The following is a 14,864-nucleotide window of genomic DNA, read 5'->3' as shown; positions in this document are numbered from 1 at the left end:
GCCGGAACAATCGGCACGCCCCCGGCGTTTCCCGCTCTGGCCGTCCATCGATCAGGACGGCCGCGAGGGGGAAGCCAGCATGTCAGGTCCGGTGGGGCGCAATTTTCCGCGTCTTTCGCAATCCGAGGGACGCACCTCTGCCCGCGTGGCCAACTGGGCCGTCATCGGCATCTTCCTGATCCTCGCCTTCGCCGCGGTCGCGGCCGGCCGGGACTTCCTGATGCCGGTGACGATGGCGCTGCTGCTGTTCTTCGTGTTCACGCCGCTGCGCCGCTTTGCGGAACGCCGCGGCGTGCCCGATGTGGTGACCGCCACGGTTGTCACGCTGGGCATCTTTGCGCTGGTGGCCATCATCGCCTATGCGGCCAGCGGCCCGATCAACCGCGCCGCCGCCAACATTCCCGGCATCAGCAGCCAGCTGGACCGGAAGTTCCAGGCGGTGCGCGAATCGATCAGCGATTTCCGCAAGGCCGCCGAGGAGATCGAGAAGGCGCAGGTCGTCGAGGACGAGGAAGCCGCGCCGACCATCAAGGTCGAGCGCGACAGCGAAAGCCCCATCGAGACCGCGATCAAGCTGACCCCGCAGCTGGTCGGACAGGTGCTGTTCACGCTGATCCTGATGTTCTTCATGATCTCCTCGGGCGACCTTCTGTATCTGAAGATCGTGCAAAGCTTTGACACGATGCGCGACAAGCGCACCGCCTATCTCGCCCTGCGCGAGATCGAGGATTCGCTGGGCAGCTATCTCGGCGCGATCACCGTCATCAACGCCTGCCTGGGCCTTGCGGTGGGCATGGCGATGTGGGCCTGGGGGATGCCCGGCCCGCTGCTGTTCGGGGTCGGTGCGTTCCTTCTGAACTTCATCCCCTATCTGGGCGCCATCACCGGCGTCGCGATCTCGGGGGTGGTGGCGCTGGTGGTGATGCCGGGGCTGTTCTGGCCGGCGATGGTGGCAGGCACCTATCTGGCGCTGACCTCGCTGGAGGGGCAGCTCATCACGCCATATTTCGTGTCGCGCCGGTTGCAGATGAATGCCGTGGTCGTGTTCCTGGCCGTGGCGCTGTGGGCGTGGCTGTGGTCGGTGATCGGCATGGTGATCGCGGTGCCGGTGCTGGTGGTGCTGCGGGTGCTGGCCGAACATCTGCCGGGGTGGGAGAAATTCGGCAATTTCCTCGCCGGAGAGCATCCGCCCGCGCTGGAGGACGAGGACGAGGGGGAGGCCCGCGACATCGTCGAGGCCGGCGCCCCCGCCGAGGACGAGGACGCGGCCCGCGCCGCCACCCGCCCGCTTGTTGCATCCGAGGCCGCGGCGGAACCCGCGGACGGGGCGACGCGCGCCTGACAGCGGGACCGGCCCGGGACCGAAGGCGCGCCCCGCCATCGGGCAAGGGCGGACCCGAAGCCCGCCCTTGCCATCCTGCCATGCCCCCCGCGGGAGCGGTCGTGCGCTGGCGGCGATCAGCCGGCGGGCAGGCGCTTTGCCACGTCGTTCACGGCCGCCTCGATCTGCTTGCACTGGGCCTCGACGCTGCTGCCCCGGCTCGACGCGGCATCGGCGAGGCTCAGCTCGGTGCCGGCGATCGAGACCATCCCCCCGGCGCCCTTCTCCTCGGCCGAGGCGCCGGCATCGTCGTCGCCCTGCGGCAGCATCGCGACCAGGCGCTGCTGGTTCGCGGTGGCCTCGGCGCCGGTATGGCCCTGACCCTCGCAGAATTTCAGGATGCCAAGCTGGTTGCGGGCGGCCTCGTAGGTGGTGGCGGCATCCATCGTGGCGGGCTGTTGCGGCGCCGGTGCGGCCTCCTGCTGGGCAAGGGCTGCGGTTGCGGTCAGGCCAAGGCCAAGACCGAGGGCCAGTGCGATTGGGCGATGCATGATCGTCTCCTTTGTGTCGTCAGGCGGCGCCGTTTCCCGGCGCTCGCATCGCCCTAACACGCAGCGGCGGGGATGGATCGCCGGACAGGAAGGACCCGGCAATCGGCGCGGATCGCCGCCGAAAACCCGCAGATTCCGTCCCCGCGGCACGGCGGGATCAAGCCCATGCCCGCCGGCCCGGTCACGTCTGCGACAGATGCCGCGTCAGGCCAGCGTGCCCAGCGGGCCGGGGCGGCGCTCCTCGGACAGCATGACATTGGCCTCGACCTGTCCGACGCCGGGCAGGGTCATGATGCGGCGGCGCAGGATGCGTTCGAAATCGCTGATGTCCCGGGCGGTGATGCGCAGCCGATAGTCGAACTGGCCCAGAACATGCTGGACCGTCTGCACCTCGGGGATGGCGGTGACGGCGCGTTCGAAATCCTCGAGGCTGGTGCGACCCTTGGCGGCCAGCCGGACGCCGAGGAACACCGTGACGCCGAAGCCCAGGGCGGCGCTGTTCACCACCACCCGGCGCCCGGCGAGGATGCCCTGATCGCCCAGCCTGCGGATGCGACGCCAGGCCGCGGGCTGGCCGATGCCGACCGCGCGGCCGACCTCGGCGGCGCTTTTCGTGGCGTCTGCCGCGAGGATGCGCAGGATCGCCAGATCGGTCGCGTCCAGCCCGCTCACAGCGCAAGCTCGGCGCTGTCCTTGATGGTCGAGACCAGCATCAGCGCCTCGCTGTCCGAGACATGCGGCAGGGTCAGGATGCGGTCGCGATAGACCTGCTGCCAATGCGCCATGTCGCGGGCGATCACCGACAGGCGCAGGTCGACGCTGCCCAGGAAGGTCTGGATCTCGGTCACTTCGGGGACCTCGCGGGCGGCGGCGATGAACTCGTCGAAGGCGCGCGGGTCGGTCTTGTCCAGCGTGAAGCGCAGGCTGACCTCGACCTCCCAGCCCAAAGCGCGCCAGTCGATCCGCAACTGGATCGCCGCGATCACGCCGGTCTCGCGCAGCTTGTCCAGCCGCCGCCACAGGCTGGCCGGCGTCACCCCCGCCCGCGCCGCGAGGGCCGCCGTCGCGGCATCGGGATCGGCCAGCAATTGCCGGAGGATACGGCGATCGGTCGCGTCGGGCATGATTTTTCCGTCCTTGTCGATCTTGCGGCATGATATCGGCAATCTTCTTGCACATCCCGCGAAGATTGAACATCCGCGACGCGCAGGGCGGGCTAGAAGGGCGCCCATCGGAGAGGAAAGGAACCATCATGCGCGTTTACTATGATCGCGATTGCGACGTGAACCTGATCAAGGACAAGAAGGTCGCCATCCTGGGCTATGGCAGCCAGGGCCACGCCCATGCGCTGAACCTGCGCGATTCGGGCGCCAAGAATGTCGTCGTCGCGCTGCGCGAGGGCAGCCCCTCGGCCAGGAAGGCCGAAGGCGAGGGCCTGAAGGTCATGGGCATCGCCGAGGCGGCCGCCTGGTGCGATGTCATCATGTTCACCATGCCGGACGAATTGCAGGCCGAGACCTACAAGAAATACGTCCATGACAACCTGCGCGACGGCGCGGCGATCGCCTTCGCCCACGGGCTGAACGTGCATTTCGGCCTGATCGAGCCGAAGCCAGGCGTCGATGTCATCATGATGGCGCCCAAGGGCCCCGGCCACACCGTGCGCGGCGAATATGTCAAGGGCGGCGGCGTGCCCTGCCTGGTCGCTGTGCATCAGGATGCCAGCGGCAAGGCGATGGATCTGGGCCTGTCCTACTGCTCGGCCATCGGCGGCGGCCGCTCGGGGATCATCGAGACGAATTTCCGCGAGGAATGCGAGACCGACCTGTTCGGCGAGCAGGCGGTTCTGTGCGGTGGCCTGGTCGAGCTGATCCGCATGGGCTTCGAGACGCTGGTCGAGGCCGGCTACGAGCCCGAGATGGCCTATTTCGAATGCCTGCACGAGGTCAAGCTGATCGTCGACCTGATCTATGAGGGCGGCATCGCCAACATGAACTACTCGATCAGCAACACCGCAGAATACGGCGAATATGTCAGCGGCCCGCGCATCCTGCCCTATGACGAGACCAAGGCGCGGATGAAGGCGGTTCTGCGCGACATCCAGACCGGCAAGTTCGTGCGCGACTTCATGCAGGAGAACGCCGTCGGCCAGCCCTCGTTCAAGGCCACCCGCCGCATGAATGACGAGCATCAGATCGAGCAGGTCGGCGCGAAGCTGCGCGAGATGATGCCGTGGATCAGCAAGGGCAAGATGGTCGACAAGGCGCGGAACTGATCTGCGTCCCGCGACCGCCGGGGGCTGTCTGCCCCCGGACCCCCGAGGATATTTCGACCAAGGCAAGGCGGCTGTCACGGATGGCCGCGGATGTCGGAGGGGCGCCTCGGCGCCCCTCTTTTCAGGTCAGCCGTCCAGCTTGTCCTGTGTCCGAAGGTCGAAATCCGAGGCGTCGTGGCGTTCCCACAGCTGTTCGGACGGCTCGCCCGAAGTCTTGTTGACCATCACCCCGCGCCGCACCGCCGGGCGGGTGCCGATTTCCTGGCTCCAGCGCAGGACATGCTGGTAGCTGGCGCCGTCAAGGAACACGTCCGCGTCGCCATAGACCCCGCCCGTCGTCAGCCGGCCATACCAGGGCCAGATCGCCATGTCGGCGATGGAATACTCATCCCCCGCCATGAAGCGGCGATCGGCGAGATGCCGGTTCAGCACGTCCAGCTGCCGCTTGGTTTCCATCGCATAGCGGTCGATGGCGTATTCGATCTTGACCGGCGCATAGGCGTAGAAATGCCCGAAGCCGCCGCCGACGAAGGGCGCCGAGCCCATCTGCCAGAACAGCCAGTTCAGCGCCTCGGTGCGGGCGCCCGGGTCGCGCGGCAGGAAGGCGTCGAATCGTTCGGCCAGATACAGCAGGATCGATCCCGATTCGAAGATCCGGCGCGGCGGGTCGACCGAATGGTCCATCATCGCCGGGATCTTGCTGTTAGGGTTGGCCTCGACAAAGCCGCTGCCGAACTGGTCGCCATCGCCGATTCGGATCAGCCATGCGTCGTATTCGGCATCATGGCCGGCCTCGAGCAGTTCCTCCAGCATGATCGTGACCTTCTGGCCGTTCGGGGTGGCCAGCGAATACAGTTGCAGCGGATGGGTGCCGACCGGCAGGGGCTTGTCATGCGTCGGTCCGGCGATGGGGCGGTTGATGCTGGCGAACTCTCCGCCATTCTCCTTGTTCCAGGTCCAGACCTTCGGCGGCGTATAGTCGTCGTTCATCGCATGTCCTGTCATGTTGTCCTCTGTCCCCGCCAACATGTGCCGGGGATCGCCGGGATTCAACGTGCGGGGCCCGCGCAGGGCCTGTGCGCCGATGCGCCTATCCCTGGGCGGACAGCAGGTTGTGCTTGCGGCGCAGGAAGTCCTTGGCGGTTTCCACCGCCACCGCGGCATCGCGGCAATAGGCGTCGGCGCCGATGGCGCGGCCGAATTCCTCGTTCAGCGGCGCGCCGCCGACCAGCACGATATAGTCGTCGCGGATGCCCTGCGCCTTCATCGTGTCGATGACCACCTTCATGTAGGGCATCGTGGTGGTCAGCAGGGCCGACATGCCGATGATGTCGGCCTGTTCGCGCCGGGCGGCGTCGATGTAGTTCTCGACCGGGTTGTTGATGCCCAGATCGACCACCTCGAAGCCGGCGCCCTCCATCATCATCGAGACGAGGTTCTTGCCGATGTCGTGGATGTCGCCCTTGACGGTGCCGATCACCATCTTGCCCATGCGCGGGGCGCCGGTCTCGGCCAGCAGCGGTTTCAGGATCGCCATGCCGCCCTTCATTGCGCCGGCGGCCATCAGTACCTCGGGCACGAACAGGATGCCGTCGCGGAAGTCGTGGCCGACGATGGTCATGCCCGCGACGAGCGCCCTGGTCAGCACGTCATAGGGCGCCCAGCCGCGATCCAGCAGGATGTGCACGCCCTCTTCGATCTCGTCCTTCAGCCCGTCATAGAGGTCGTCCATCATCTGCTGGACCAGATCCTCGTCGCTCAGCTCGGACAGGATGATCTCTTCCTCGGCCATGGCGCGCCTCCGTGATGCGGTATCTTGCCGAATGGCCCCGAATCCGCGCAAACGAGGGCCGCAATGCGACATCGCGCAGATCGGCGGCGACCTGCGTCACGAATCTCTGGCGGATGTTCCGGCTATGTTCTATGATCGGCGCATGCTGCCGCCGCGAAATCCTGACCAGATCCTGAAGGCGCGGGGCGCCGACACCCGGCCCGAGGGGCGGTTCGAGATGCATCGGCGTGAACGGGAAAGCGATGGCTGGGACATTCCCGAAGAAGCGCATCTGCTGCGCACCGAGGTGGTGACCGAACAGCCGCGCAGCATCATCACCCGCAACAGCTCGCCCGATATTGCCTTCGACCGGTCCATCAACCCCTATCGCGGCTGCGAACATGGCTGCGTCTATTGCTATGCCCGGCCCAGCCACGCCTATCTGGGGCTGTCGCCGGGGCTGGATTTCGAAACGCGGATCACCGCCAAGCCCGACGCCGCGCGGCTGCTGGAACGGGAACTGGCGCGGCCCTCCTATCGGCCCGCGCCGATCGCGCTGGGGACCAATACCGACCCCTACCAGCCGGTCGAATCGCGGCTGGCGATCATGCCGGGCATCCTGCGGGTGCTGCGCGACTGGAACCATCCGGCGACGCTGGTGACGCGTGGCCAGACGGTGCTGCGCGATCTGGACCTGTGGGCCGAGATGGCGGCGAAGGATCAGGCGGCGGTGGGCGTCAGCGTGACCACGCTGGATGCCGGGCTGGCCCGCGCGCTGGAACCCCGCGCGCCGGCGCCCGCCACCCGGCTGCGGATGATTCGCGACCTGTCGCGGGCCGGCGTTCTGGTGCGGGTGATGGTGGCGCCGGTGATCCCGGTCCTCACCGAGCCTGAGATCGAGGCGATCCTGGCCGCCGCGCGCGAGGCGGGTGCCACCACCGCCAGCATGATCCCGCTGCGCCTGCCGCATGAGGTGGCGCCGCTGTTTCGCGACTGGCTGGACCGGCACCGCCCCGGCATGGCCGCGCATGTGATGAACAGGGTGCAGGCGATGCGCGGCGGGCGCGACAACGATCCGCGATTCGGCCACCGATTCAGGGGCGAGGGCGTCGAGGCGCAGCTGGCCTTGCAGCGGTTCCGGCTGGCGCGCAGGCGGCTTGGCTATCGCGAGGGCGGCCCGCCGCTGGATTGCAGCCGCTTCGGTCCGCCGCCGCGCGCGGGCGATCAGCTGTCGCTGTTCTAGCCGCGCCGCCTGCCGCGCCGTTCGCGGCTGGGTCCGCCGTCATCGGTGCCGTCGCTGGTCGAGCTGAAGCCGCCAAGCCGGTCGGTGATCGTCTCCAGCGTCGGGCGGGGTCCGCGCGGGCGGGTCTCCAGCGCCGCGCGCATGGCGCGCAGATGCGCGGGCATGGTGCCGCAGCAGCCGCCGATGATCCGCACACCCAGATCGCGGGCGAGGCAGGCGTAATCGGCCATCAGATCGGGCGTGCCGTCGTAATGGATGTGGCCCGCCTCGAATCGCGGGATGCCGGCATTGCCCTTGGCGATGATCGGCCGTTCGCTGCCCGAGGCGGCAAAGCCCATCGCCGTGCGCAGCAGGTCCGAGGCGCCGACGCCGCAATTGGCCCCATAGGCGACCGGCGGGTTGGGCAGTTTCTCGACCAGCGCCGACAGCTGCGCCGAGGTGACGCCCATCATCGTGCGACCGGCGGTGTCAAAGCTCATGGTGCCGCACCAGGGCATGTCGGCCAGCCGCGCGGCCTCGGCGGCGGCCTTGTATTCCTCGGCGGCGCTGATCGTCTCGACCCACAGCACATCCGCGCCGCCGGCCTTCAGCGCCTCGGCCTGTTCGTGAAACATCTCGACCGCCAGCGCGTGGGTCAGGCTTCCCATCGGGGCCATGATGTCGCCGGTCGGGCCGATGCTGCCCGCGACGATCACCGTCCGGCCGGCGGCATCGGCGACCTCGCGACCCAGTTCGGCAGCGAGGCGGTTCACCTCGGCCACCCGGTGCTGGGCGTTGTGCAGCCGCAGCCGGCTGGCGTTGCCGCCAAAGCTGTTGGTCAGGAACAGGTCCGAGCCGGCCTCGACCGCGCCGCGATACAGCGCCCGGATGCGGTCGGGATGATCGGCATTCCAGAACTCCGGCGGCTCGCCGGCCTCCAGCCCCATGTTGAACAGGTTGGTGCCAGTCGCGCCATCGGCCAGCAACCAGTCGCGGTCGGCGAGGAGGCGGGTCAGCGGGTCGGACATGGCGGCTTCCCTGGTGAGGCGGATCGGCGGGCGCGACGCGCAGGCTGTCGCATGCCGGGACGATGGTAAACGGGCGTGGCGCGCGAAACAATTTCTTGCGCGGCAAACGAAAAACCGCGCCGGGATCGCCGGCGCGGTCGGATAACGTCGGATCGCAAGGATCAGTTGCGGTCGTCGCCCTCGTCGTCCGAGGCGCCGCCGATGTCGTCGAACAGTTCGGCGATCTCGAATTCGGCCTCGGCGTCGGCTTCGGCGGCCAGGTCCTGAATCGACTTGCCCTGCGCCTGCAACTCGGCTTCTTCGGCCGAGCGGGCGACGTTCAGCGTGATCGTCGCCTCAACCTCGGGGTGCAGCACGACGCTGACGTCATGCAGGCCCAGATCCTTGATCGGCGCGCGCAGCACGACCTGCTTGCGATCAAGGGTGAAGCCGGCTTCGGTCGCCGCTTCGGCCGCGTCACGGGTCGTCACCGATCCGTAAAGCGCACCCGCATCCGAGGCCGAGCGGATGACCACGAAGGTCTGGCCGTCCAGCTTGTCGGCGACCTTCTGGGCGTCGGCCTTCGATTCGGCGTTGCGGGCCTCCAGTTGGACCTTGCGGGTCTCGAAGGCAGCGATGTTGGCGTCCGAGGCGCGCAGCGCCTTGCCCTGGGGCAGCAGGAAGTTGCGGGCATAGCCCTCCTTGACCTTCACCATTTCGCCCATCTGGCCCAGCTTGGCCACGCGTTCCAGCAGGATGACTTGCATGTTCGGTCCTCCTTACTTCACGACATAGGGCAGCAGGGCGAGAAAGCGGGCGCGCTTGATGGCGCGGGCCAGCTCACGCTGCTTCTTGGCCGAGACGGCGGTGATGCGCGAGGGCACGATCTTGCCGCGTTCGCTGATATAGCGTTGCAGCAGGCGGGTGTCCTTGTAGTCGATGGCCGGGGCGTTGTCGCCCGAGAACGGGCAGACCTTGCGGCGGCGGAAGAACGGTTTGTTCGCCATGTCTCAGATCCTCTCAGTTCCGCTCGCGGCGGTCGCCGCGGTCGCCACGGTCACGGTCGCCGCGATCGCCACGGTCCCCGCGATCGCCCCGATCCCCACGGTCGCCACGCGGACGGTCGCCACGGTCGCCGCGCTCTTCGCGCTTCTGCATCTGCACCGAGGGGCCTTCCTGATGCTCGTCCACGCGGATCGTCATCACGCGCATCACGTCGTCATGCAGGCGGGCCAGACGCTCCATCTCGTGCACGGCGGCCGAGGGGGCGTCGCTGCGCAGGAAGGCGTAATGGCCCTTGCGGTTCTTGTTGATCTTGTAGGCGAGGGTGCGCACACCCCAATATTCGTTTTCCACGACCTTGCCGCCATTGTCGGCCAGCACGGTCGAGAAATGTTCGATCAGCCCTTCGGCCTGCGTGTTCGACAGGTCCTGGCGGGCGATCAGCACATGCTCGTACAGAGGCATGGCATCCCTTTCATCATCGGGCGCACTTCATAGGCGGGATCAGACCTTCCGCACCCGCCACGAGAGGTTGCGCGGTTGCACGGTCTCGGCGGAAGGATGCGGCCTTATAGCGGGGATCGCTGCGGATGCAAGGTGAAACGCCCCGGAGGCCACCCGGGGCCGGTCGGGGGCCGGCGGCCGGTCGGGGCGGGCCTTCCCATCCGGGCGGCGGGGCCTATATTCGGCAATCGAGATATATCCCGAAGGAGGACAGATGTTCCACCGGCATTCCCCCTCGCGCGGGCCGGGATCGCCCGAGGTGCTGGGCTTTCACGATGCGCCGACCGGCAGCGCGCAGTATCTGGTCTGGGACCCGGCAAGCCTGGACGCGGCGGTGATCGACGTCGTGCAGGATTTCGACCCGCGCAGCGCCGCGACCGGGCATGACAATGCCGAATGGGTGCTGGGCCAGATCGCCGGGCGCGGGCTGCGCCTGCGATGGATCCTCGACACCCACCCCCATGCCGATCACCTGACGGATTCGCACTGGCTGCGCCAGCGCACGGGCGCCCCGAACGGCATCGGCGCGAAGGTGGTCGAGATCGCGCGGCTGTGGGAGGGGATCTACAACCTGCCCGGCGGCTTCCATCCTGCCGCGGATTTCGACCATCTCTTCGCGGATGGAGAGACCTTCCGTCTGGGCGGGATACCGGTTCGGGTGATGCTGCATCCGGGCCATACGCTGGGTTCGGTCAGCTATGTGATCGGTGATGCGGCCTTCGTGCATGACACCTTCATGCAGCCCGATGTCGGCACGTCGCGCGCCGATTTTCCGGGCGGGTCGTCGGGCGCGCTTTACGACAGCCTGATGTCGATCCTGGCGCTGCCCGACCGCACCCGGCTGTTCGTCGGCCATGACTACGGCACCGAAGGGCGCGCGGCGCCCGCCTGGGAATCGACCGTGGCCGAGCAGCGGGCGCATAACGCGCATGTTGGCGGCGGGGTGGACCGCGCGGCGTTCATGCGGCTGCGCGACGACCGCGACGCGACCCTGCCGCTGCCCGACCGGATGCTGCATGCGCTGCAGGTCAATCTGCGGGCCGGGCGTCTGCCCGATCCCGAGGCGGACGGGCACAGCTATTTCAGGATCCCCGCCAACCGCTTCGGCGGCGGGGCCCGCTGAGCGGCGGCCGCGACTTGCGATTGCAGTTCCGCGGCCGCTGCCCGACAGTTGCGGAAGGCAACCGCAGCGGGGGAGGGGCGCATGGCGCTGGAGGACGCGAAGCATCAGGTCGATCAGGCCTTCACCCGGGCCGATCCGCGCGGCCCCTCGTTCGAAAACGCCTTTGGCGGCGCGACCAGCTTTCTGCGCCGCCGCTATTCCAAGGATCTGGCCGGCGTCGATGTGGCGGTGACCGGCATCCCCTTCGACCAGGCGGTGACCAACCGGCCGGGCACCCGATTCGGGCCGCGGGCGATCCGCGAGGCGTCGACCCTGCAGCCCTATGACCCGCCCTATGGCTGGGGCTATGATCCGCTGGCGGTGCTGAACGTGGTCGATTACGGCGACATGGCCTTCGACTATGCGATGACCCGCGACGTGCCCGCCCGGATCGAGGCGCATCTGGGCGCGATCCTGGACGCCGGCGCGGCGCCGGTGACGCTGGGCGGCGATCATTCGATCACCCTGCCGATCCTGCGCGCGGTGGCTGCCCGGCGCGGGCCGGTGGCGCTGATCCAGTTCGACGCCCATTCCGACAGCTGGGCCGATGACGACCCCGACCGCATCGATCACGGCACCTTTCTCTACAAGGCGATCCGTGAGGGGCTGGTCGATGCCGCTGCCAGCGTCTCGGTCGGGATCCGCACCGAGAACCCCGACACGCTGGGGGTGAGCATCCTCGACGCGGCCTCGGTGCATCGCGACGGCGTCGAGGCGGCGCTGGCACGGATCGGCCGGGTGACCGGCGACCGGCCGGTCTATGTGACCTTCGACATCGACGCGCTGGACCCGGCCTTCGCGCCCGGCACCGGAACGCCGGTCTGGGGCGGGCTGGCCTCGTGGCAGGCGGCGGCGCTGCTGCGCGGGCTGGCCGGGGTGGATCTGATCGGTGGCGACGTGGTCGAGGTGTCGCCGCCCTATGACACGACCGGGGCCACCGCAATCGCAGGGGCGCATGTCGCGACGGAACTGATCGCGATCCGTGGCTGGCGCCGTCGCTGATTTGCGTCCCGCGACCGCCGGGGGGCTTCGCGCCCCCCGGGCCCCCCGCGGGATATTTGCCCCAAGGCAAAGGGGCGATGGCGCTTGCGACCGCGGCGCGGCGGCGCTAATCGGGCCGGATGCTGCCCGAGGACCGCCTTGACCAGATCACCCGGCGCTTCGATTATCTCGAGGCGCAGCTGAATGCCGGCCCGGCCCCCGACAGGATCGCCGGAATCAGCCGGGAATATGCCGAGCTGAAGCCGGTCGTCGAGGAGATCGCAGCATGGCGGGCGGCCCGTGATGCCGTCGCCGAGGCGCAGGTGATGCTGGCCGATCCCGAGATGCGCGAACTGGCCGAGGACGAGCTGGCGCGGCTGCGCGGTGTCCTGCCGGAGCTGGAGCAGGGGTTGCGGATCGCACTGCTGCCGAAGGACGCCGCCGATGCGCGGCCCGCGATCATCGAGATCCGTCCCGGCACCGGCGGCGACGAGGCGGCGCTGTTCGCGGGCGATCTGCTGGCGATGTACCGGCGTCATGCCGAGGCGCAGGGCTGGGATTTCCAGCTGCTGGAACTGGCCGAGACCGAGCTGGGCGGAGTGCGCGAGGCGGTGGCGCGGATCGCGGGCGAGGGGGTCTTTGCCCGGCTGAAATACGAATCGGGCGTGCATCGCGTCCAGCGCGTCCCCGAGACCGAATCGGGCGGGCGCATCCATACGAGTGCGGCCACCGTCGCGGTGCTGCCCGAGGCGGCCGAGGATGCCGATATCGACATTCCCGCGGCCGACATCCGCATCGACACCATGCGGGCCTCGGGTGCCGGCGGTCAGCATGTGAACACCACCGATTCCGCGGTGCGCATCACCCATCTGCCCACCGGCATCGTCGTGACGAGTTCCGAGAAGTCGCAGCACCAGAACCGCGCCAACGCGATGGCCGTGCTGCGGGCGCGGCTTTACGACATGCAGCGCAGCCAGGCCGATGCCGAGCGCGCCGCCGACCGCAAGAGCCAGGTCGGCAGCGGCGACCGGTCCGAGCGGATCCGCACCTACAATTTCCCGCAGGGCCGGCTGACCGACCATCGCATCAACCTGACGCTGTACGCGCTGGACCGGGTGATGGCCGGCGATCTGGCCGAGGTGATCGACGCGCTGACCGCGCATGACCAGGCGGCGCGGCTGGCCGCTCAGCAATGACCGTCGCAGAGGCCCGTGCGACCGCCTCGGCGCGCCTGCGCGCGGCCGGGATCGAGGGCGCGGCGCGCGATGCCGACCGCATCCTTGCCGCGATCCTCGGCTGCGAGCCGGGTCGCCTGCGGATCATCGGCGACCGCGACCTCGGCGAGGACCCGGCGCGGCGGCTGGACGCCGCGATCGCCGCGCGGGCGCGCCGACAGCCGGTCGCCCAGATCGTCGGATACCGCGATTTCCACGCCCATCGTTTCGAGGTGACGCGCGACACGCTGGACCCCCGCCCCGAGACCGAGACCCTGGTCGAGGCGGCGCTGGACCTGCCCTGGCAGTCCGTGCTGGACCTGGGCACCGGCACCGGCGCGATCCTGATCTCGGTTCTGGCCGCGCGCCCGGGGGCGGCCGGGCTGGGCACCGACATCTCGGAACCCGCCCTCGAGGTGGCGCGGCGCAACGCCGCCCGGATCGGCGTGCGCGCCGATTTCCGGCGTGCCGACTGGTATGCGGGGCTCGACGGCCGGTTCGATCTGATCGTGTCGAACCCGCCCTACATCGCGCTGGCCGAGATGGCCGGCCTGTCCCCCGATGTCCGCGAGTGGGAGCCGCATGGCGCGCTGACCGATGGCGGCGACGGGCTGGGCGCCTATCGGGTCATCGCGGCCGGCGCGCGTGACCGGCTGCGCCCCGGCGGCCATGTGCTGGTCGAGATCGGGCCCAGCCAGGGCCGTGCGGTGCAGACCCTGTTCGCCGGCGCCGGCGCGGAAACCCGCCTGATCGCCGATCTGGATGGGCGGGATCGCGTCGTTTCCGCGCGTTTTCCGCCATTTCCGGCCGGCGCCGTGCCGAAAAGCCCCCGTTAGCGCAACTTTTCGCTTGTCACCACGGCGGGTGCGTGGTTAGTCAGCGGCGTGCCGGGGCCGCAGGGTCGCCGCACGGGTCAGCCTGACAATGCCGAAACCGACCGGGCGCCTGTGACGCCCCCAGCGGTGCAAGGCGGGGGTTGAACGGCAAGGTCCGGCAGCACGCCGCCCGAAGCCGCCCGAAACGCCGTCCAGTTCACCTGGAGCCCCAGACACCCCTGGAATCACGACAGACAGACCGATGAGATCATCCAAATCCCGTTCGCGCAACAAGTCGAACCGCCAGCGCACGCTGGGCAACATCGTCAACCGCGTTTTTGACAGCTCGGGTCCCGAGGGCAAGGTCCGCGGCACTCCGCAGCAGATCATCGAGAAATACCTGACGCTGGCCCGCGATGCGCAGCTGTCGAACGACCGCGTGGCCGAGCAGAGCTTCCTGCAGCATGCCGAGCATTACACCCGGATGCTGGGCGAGGCGCAGCGCGAGATGGCCGAGCGGCAGCAGCACGGCCAGCATCCGCAGAACAGCCAGCGCCAGCCGGGCGAGGACGAGGCCGGGCCGCGCCGCGACCAGAACCACCAGGGTGGCCACAGCGGCCAGAACGGCCAGCACCCGCGCGGCCGCGACGCCGACCGGCGCGGCGAGGATGAACCGCAAGCCGCGCGCGGCGGCCCCGCCGAGGCCGAGCCGCAGCCCGCAGAGACGCGCGAGGCCCGCCCCGCACAGGATGCGTCGCAAGCGGCCGCGGGCGACGATCGTCCGGCCGGCCTGCCCGATGCCGTGGGCGATGCGGCCGAGGACGCGGCCGATCTCGTCGCCACCCCCGAAAGCGAGGCCAAGCCCGCCCGCAGCCGCAGCCCGCGCAGCAAGGCGCCGCGCAGTGCCGAACCCGGCCGTGCCGCGCCGCGCAGCCGCCGCAAGCCTCCCGCCGAGGCCGAGGGCGGCGCGGACGGGTCGCAGGGCGCCGATAGCGTCTCGGGCGAGGGCTGATCGCCGCCACGCCTGGTTCGGGCAGGG

17 protein-coding genes are annotated in these 14,864 nt (G+C 69.1%); 8 read left to right on the top strand and 9 right to left on the bottom strand.

The window, feature by feature from the left end; all coding sequences use genetic code 11:
* The first annotated feature begins 79 nt into the window (after positions 1–79).
* Positions 80–1,342 (top strand): AI-2E family transporter, encoded by a 1,263-nt coding sequence (locus Q5Y72_RS07305; protein ID WP_305962745.1) that lies wholly within the window; start codon positions 80–82, stop codon positions 1,340–1,342.
* Between the two features lie 116 nt (positions 1,343–1,458).
* On the opposite strand, the gene Q5Y72_RS07300 is transcribed toward Q5Y72_RS07305, so the two are convergent.
* The 3 genes from Q5Y72_RS07300 to Q5Y72_RS07290 all read right to left on the bottom strand — a co-directional run bounded on the left by Q5Y72_RS07300 (position 1,459) and on the right by Q5Y72_RS07290 (position 2,996).
* A complete protein-coding gene (locus Q5Y72_RS07300) occupies positions 1,459–1,872 on the bottom strand; it encodes a pore-forming ESAT-6 family protein (protein WP_305962744.1) in 414 nt (137 codons plus the stop codon).
* A gap of 204 nt (positions 1,873–2,076) precedes the next feature.
* A complete protein-coding gene (locus Q5Y72_RS07295; RefSeq protein WP_305962743.1) occupies positions 2,077–2,544 on the bottom strand; it encodes an Lrp/AsnC family transcriptional regulator in 468 nt (155 codons plus the stop codon).
* Positions 2,541–2,996 carry an Lrp/AsnC family transcriptional regulator gene (locus Q5Y72_RS07290; protein ID WP_305962742.1) on the bottom strand — a complete coding sequence of 152 codons (456 nt, stop codon included), beginning with the start codon at positions 2,994–2,996 and terminating at the stop codon, positions 2,541–2,543. The genes Q5Y72_RS07295 and Q5Y72_RS07290 overlap by 4 nt, the downstream gene beginning before the upstream one ends.
* Before the next feature lie 128 nt (positions 2,997–3,124).
* Between Q5Y72_RS07290 and ilvC the strand changes: the two genes are divergently transcribed.
* Positions 3,125–4,147: a ketol-acid reductoisomerase gene (gene ilvC, locus Q5Y72_RS07285; protein ID WP_305962741.1), complete on the top strand. Its 1,023-nt coding sequence runs from the start codon at positions 3,125–3,127 to the stop codon at positions 4,145–4,147.
* A gap of 126 nt (positions 4,148–4,273) precedes the next feature.
* Here the strand turns inward: ilvC and yghU are convergent, their stop codons facing one another.
* Both yghU and Q5Y72_RS07275 read right to left on the bottom strand, forming a co-directional pair.
* On the bottom strand, positions 4,274–5,137 hold the full coding sequence (gene yghU, locus Q5Y72_RS07280) for a glutathione-dependent disulfide-bond oxidoreductase (RefSeq protein ID WP_305962740.1): 864 nt from the start codon (positions 5,135–5,137) through the stop codon (positions 4,274–4,276).
* 100 nt (positions 5,138–5,237) lie between these two features.
* Positions 5,238–5,939, bottom strand: coding sequence for a cobalamin B12-binding domain-containing protein (locus tag Q5Y72_RS07275; protein ID WP_305962739.1), 702 nt, complete (start codon positions 5,937–5,939; stop codon positions 5,238–5,240).
* A 142-nt stretch (positions 5,940–6,081) separates the two neighbouring features.
* On the opposite strand from Q5Y72_RS07275, the gene Q5Y72_RS07270 reads away from it, so the two are divergent.
* Entirely contained in the window at positions 6,082–7,161 is a 1,080-nt protein-coding gene (locus tag Q5Y72_RS07270; protein WP_305962738.1) for a PA0069 family radical SAM protein, read from the top strand.
* On the opposite strand, the gene bmt is transcribed toward Q5Y72_RS07270, so the two are convergent.
* From bmt to rpsF, 4 genes are all read right to left on the bottom strand, one after another.
* Positions 7,158–8,168, bottom strand: a complete 1,011-nt coding sequence (gene bmt / locus Q5Y72_RS07265; protein ID WP_305962737.1) for a betaine--homocysteine S-methyltransferase — start codon at positions 8,166–8,168, stop codon at positions 7,158–7,160. The genes Q5Y72_RS07270 and bmt overlap by 4 nt on opposite strands.
* Before the next feature lie 161 nt (positions 8,169–8,329).
* The gene (gene rplI / locus Q5Y72_RS07260) at positions 8,330–8,914 is read right to left on the bottom strand and encodes a 50S ribosomal protein L9 (protein WP_305962736.1); all 585 of its coding nucleotides are present in this window, start codon (positions 8,912–8,914) and stop codon (positions 8,330–8,332) included.
* Between the two features lie 12 nt (positions 8,915–8,926).
* The gene (gene rpsR / locus Q5Y72_RS07255) at positions 8,927–9,154 is read right to left on the bottom strand and encodes a 30S ribosomal protein S18 (protein ID WP_042247758.1); all 228 of its coding nucleotides are present in this window, start codon (positions 9,152–9,154) and stop codon (positions 8,927–8,929) included.
* 13 nt (positions 9,155–9,167) lie between these two features.
* A complete protein-coding gene (gene rpsF, locus Q5Y72_RS07250; protein ID WP_305962735.1) occupies positions 9,168–9,614 on the bottom strand; it encodes a 30S ribosomal protein S6 in 447 nt (148 codons plus the stop codon).
* A 253-nt stretch (positions 9,615–9,867) separates the two neighbouring features.
* On the opposite strand from rpsF, the gene Q5Y72_RS07245 reads away from it, so the two are divergent.
* The 5 genes from Q5Y72_RS07245 (at position 9,868) to Q5Y72_RS07225 (ending at position 14,837) form a co-directional block, all read left to right on the top strand.
* Positions 9,868–10,776, top strand: a complete 909-nt coding sequence (locus Q5Y72_RS07245) for an MBL fold metallo-hydrolase (RefSeq protein ID WP_305962734.1) — start codon at positions 9,868–9,870, stop codon at positions 10,774–10,776.
* A gap of 81 nt (positions 10,777–10,857) precedes the next feature.
* Positions 10,858–11,817 carry an agmatinase gene (gene speB / locus Q5Y72_RS07240; protein WP_305962733.1) on the top strand — a complete coding sequence of 320 codons (960 nt, stop codon included), beginning with the start codon at positions 10,858–10,860 and terminating at the stop codon, positions 11,815–11,817.
* 119 nt (positions 11,818–11,936) lie between these two features.
* Complete coding sequence (gene prfA / locus Q5Y72_RS07235) at positions 11,937–12,992, top strand: peptide chain release factor 1 (RefSeq protein ID WP_305962732.1); 1,056 nt, start codon at positions 11,937–11,939, stop codon at positions 12,990–12,992.
* Entirely contained in the window at positions 12,989–13,846 is an 858-nt protein-coding gene (gene prmC, locus Q5Y72_RS07230; RefSeq protein WP_305962731.1) for a peptide chain release factor N(5)-glutamine methyltransferase, read from the top strand. The genes prfA and prmC overlap by 4 nt, the downstream gene beginning before the upstream one ends.
* A gap of 241 nt (positions 13,847–14,087) precedes the next feature.
* Entirely contained in the window at positions 14,088–14,837 is a 750-nt protein-coding gene (locus tag Q5Y72_RS07225) for a DUF4167 domain-containing protein (RefSeq protein ID WP_305962730.1), read from the top strand.
* The last annotated feature ends 27 nt before the right edge of the window (positions 14,838–14,864 follow it).

Origin of the sequence: Paracoccus spongiarum (genome assembly GCF_030732095.1) — a bacterium.
Classification (GTDB): Bacteria; Pseudomonadota; Alphaproteobacteria; order Rhodobacterales; family Rhodobacteraceae; genus Paracoccus; species Paracoccus spongiarum.
Note: the sequence above shows the minus strand (reverse complement) of the source record. Positions and strands in the feature narration are given on the sequence as shown.

What these genes read in the sequence shown, in the direction of transcription:
- Q5Y72_RS07300 (WP_305962744.1), bottom strand. Translation starts at nt 1,872, where the DNA reads ATGCATCGCCCAATCGCACTGGCCCTCGGTCTTGGCCTTGGCCTGACC.
- bmt (WP_305962737.1), bottom strand. Translation starts at nt 8,168, where the DNA reads ATGTCCGACCCGCTGACCCGCCTCCTCGCCGACCGCGACTGGTTGCTG.
- Q5Y72_RS07225 (WP_305962730.1), top strand. Translation starts at nt 14,088, where the DNA reads ATGAGATCATCCAAATCCCGTTCGCGCAACAAGTCGAACCGCCAGCGC.
- ilvC (WP_305962741.1), top strand. Translation starts at nt 3,125, where the DNA reads ATGCGCGTTTACTATGATCGCGATTGCGACGTGAACCTGATCAAGGAC.
- rplI (WP_305962736.1), bottom strand. Translation starts at nt 8,914, where the DNA reads ATGCAAGTCATCCTGCTGGAACGCGTGGCCAAGCTGGGCCAGATGGGC.
- Q5Y72_RS07270 (WP_305962738.1), top strand. Translation starts at nt 6,082, where the DNA reads ATGCTGCCGCCGCGAAATCCTGACCAGATCCTGAAGGCGCGGGGCGCC.
- speB (WP_305962733.1), top strand. Translation starts at nt 10,858, where the DNA reads ATGGCGCTGGAGGACGCGAAGCATCAGGTCGATCAGGCCTTCACCCGG.
- Q5Y72_RS07275 (WP_305962739.1), bottom strand. Translation starts at nt 5,939, where the DNA reads ATGGCCGAGGAAGAGATCATCCTGTCCGAGCTGAGCGACGAGGATCTG.
- prmC (WP_305962731.1), top strand. Translation starts at nt 12,989, where the DNA reads ATGACCGTCGCAGAGGCCCGTGCGACCGCCTCGGCGCGCCTGCGCGCG.
- Q5Y72_RS07290 (WP_305962742.1), bottom strand. Translation starts at nt 2,996, where the DNA reads ATGCCCGACGCGACCGATCGCCGTATCCTCCGGCAATTGCTGGCCGAT.
- yghU (WP_305962740.1), bottom strand. Translation starts at nt 5,137, where the DNA reads ATGAACGACGACTATACGCCGCCGAAGGTCTGGACCTGGAACAAGGAG.
- Q5Y72_RS07305 (WP_305962745.1), top strand. Translation starts at nt 80, where the DNA reads ATGTCAGGTCCGGTGGGGCGCAATTTTCCGCGTCTTTCGCAATCCGAG.
- rpsF (WP_305962735.1), bottom strand. Translation starts at nt 9,614, where the DNA reads ATGCCTCTGTACGAGCATGTGCTGATCGCCCGCCAGGACCTGTCGAAC.
- prfA (WP_305962732.1), top strand. Translation starts at nt 11,937, where the DNA reads ATGCTGCCCGAGGACCGCCTTGACCAGATCACCCGGCGCTTCGATTAT.
- rpsR (WP_042247758.1), bottom strand. Translation starts at nt 9,154, where the DNA reads ATGGCGAACAAACCGTTCTTCCGCCGCCGCAAGGTCTGCCCGTTCTCG.
- Q5Y72_RS07245 (WP_305962734.1), top strand. Translation starts at nt 9,868, where the DNA reads ATGTTCCACCGGCATTCCCCCTCGCGCGGGCCGGGATCGCCCGAGGTG.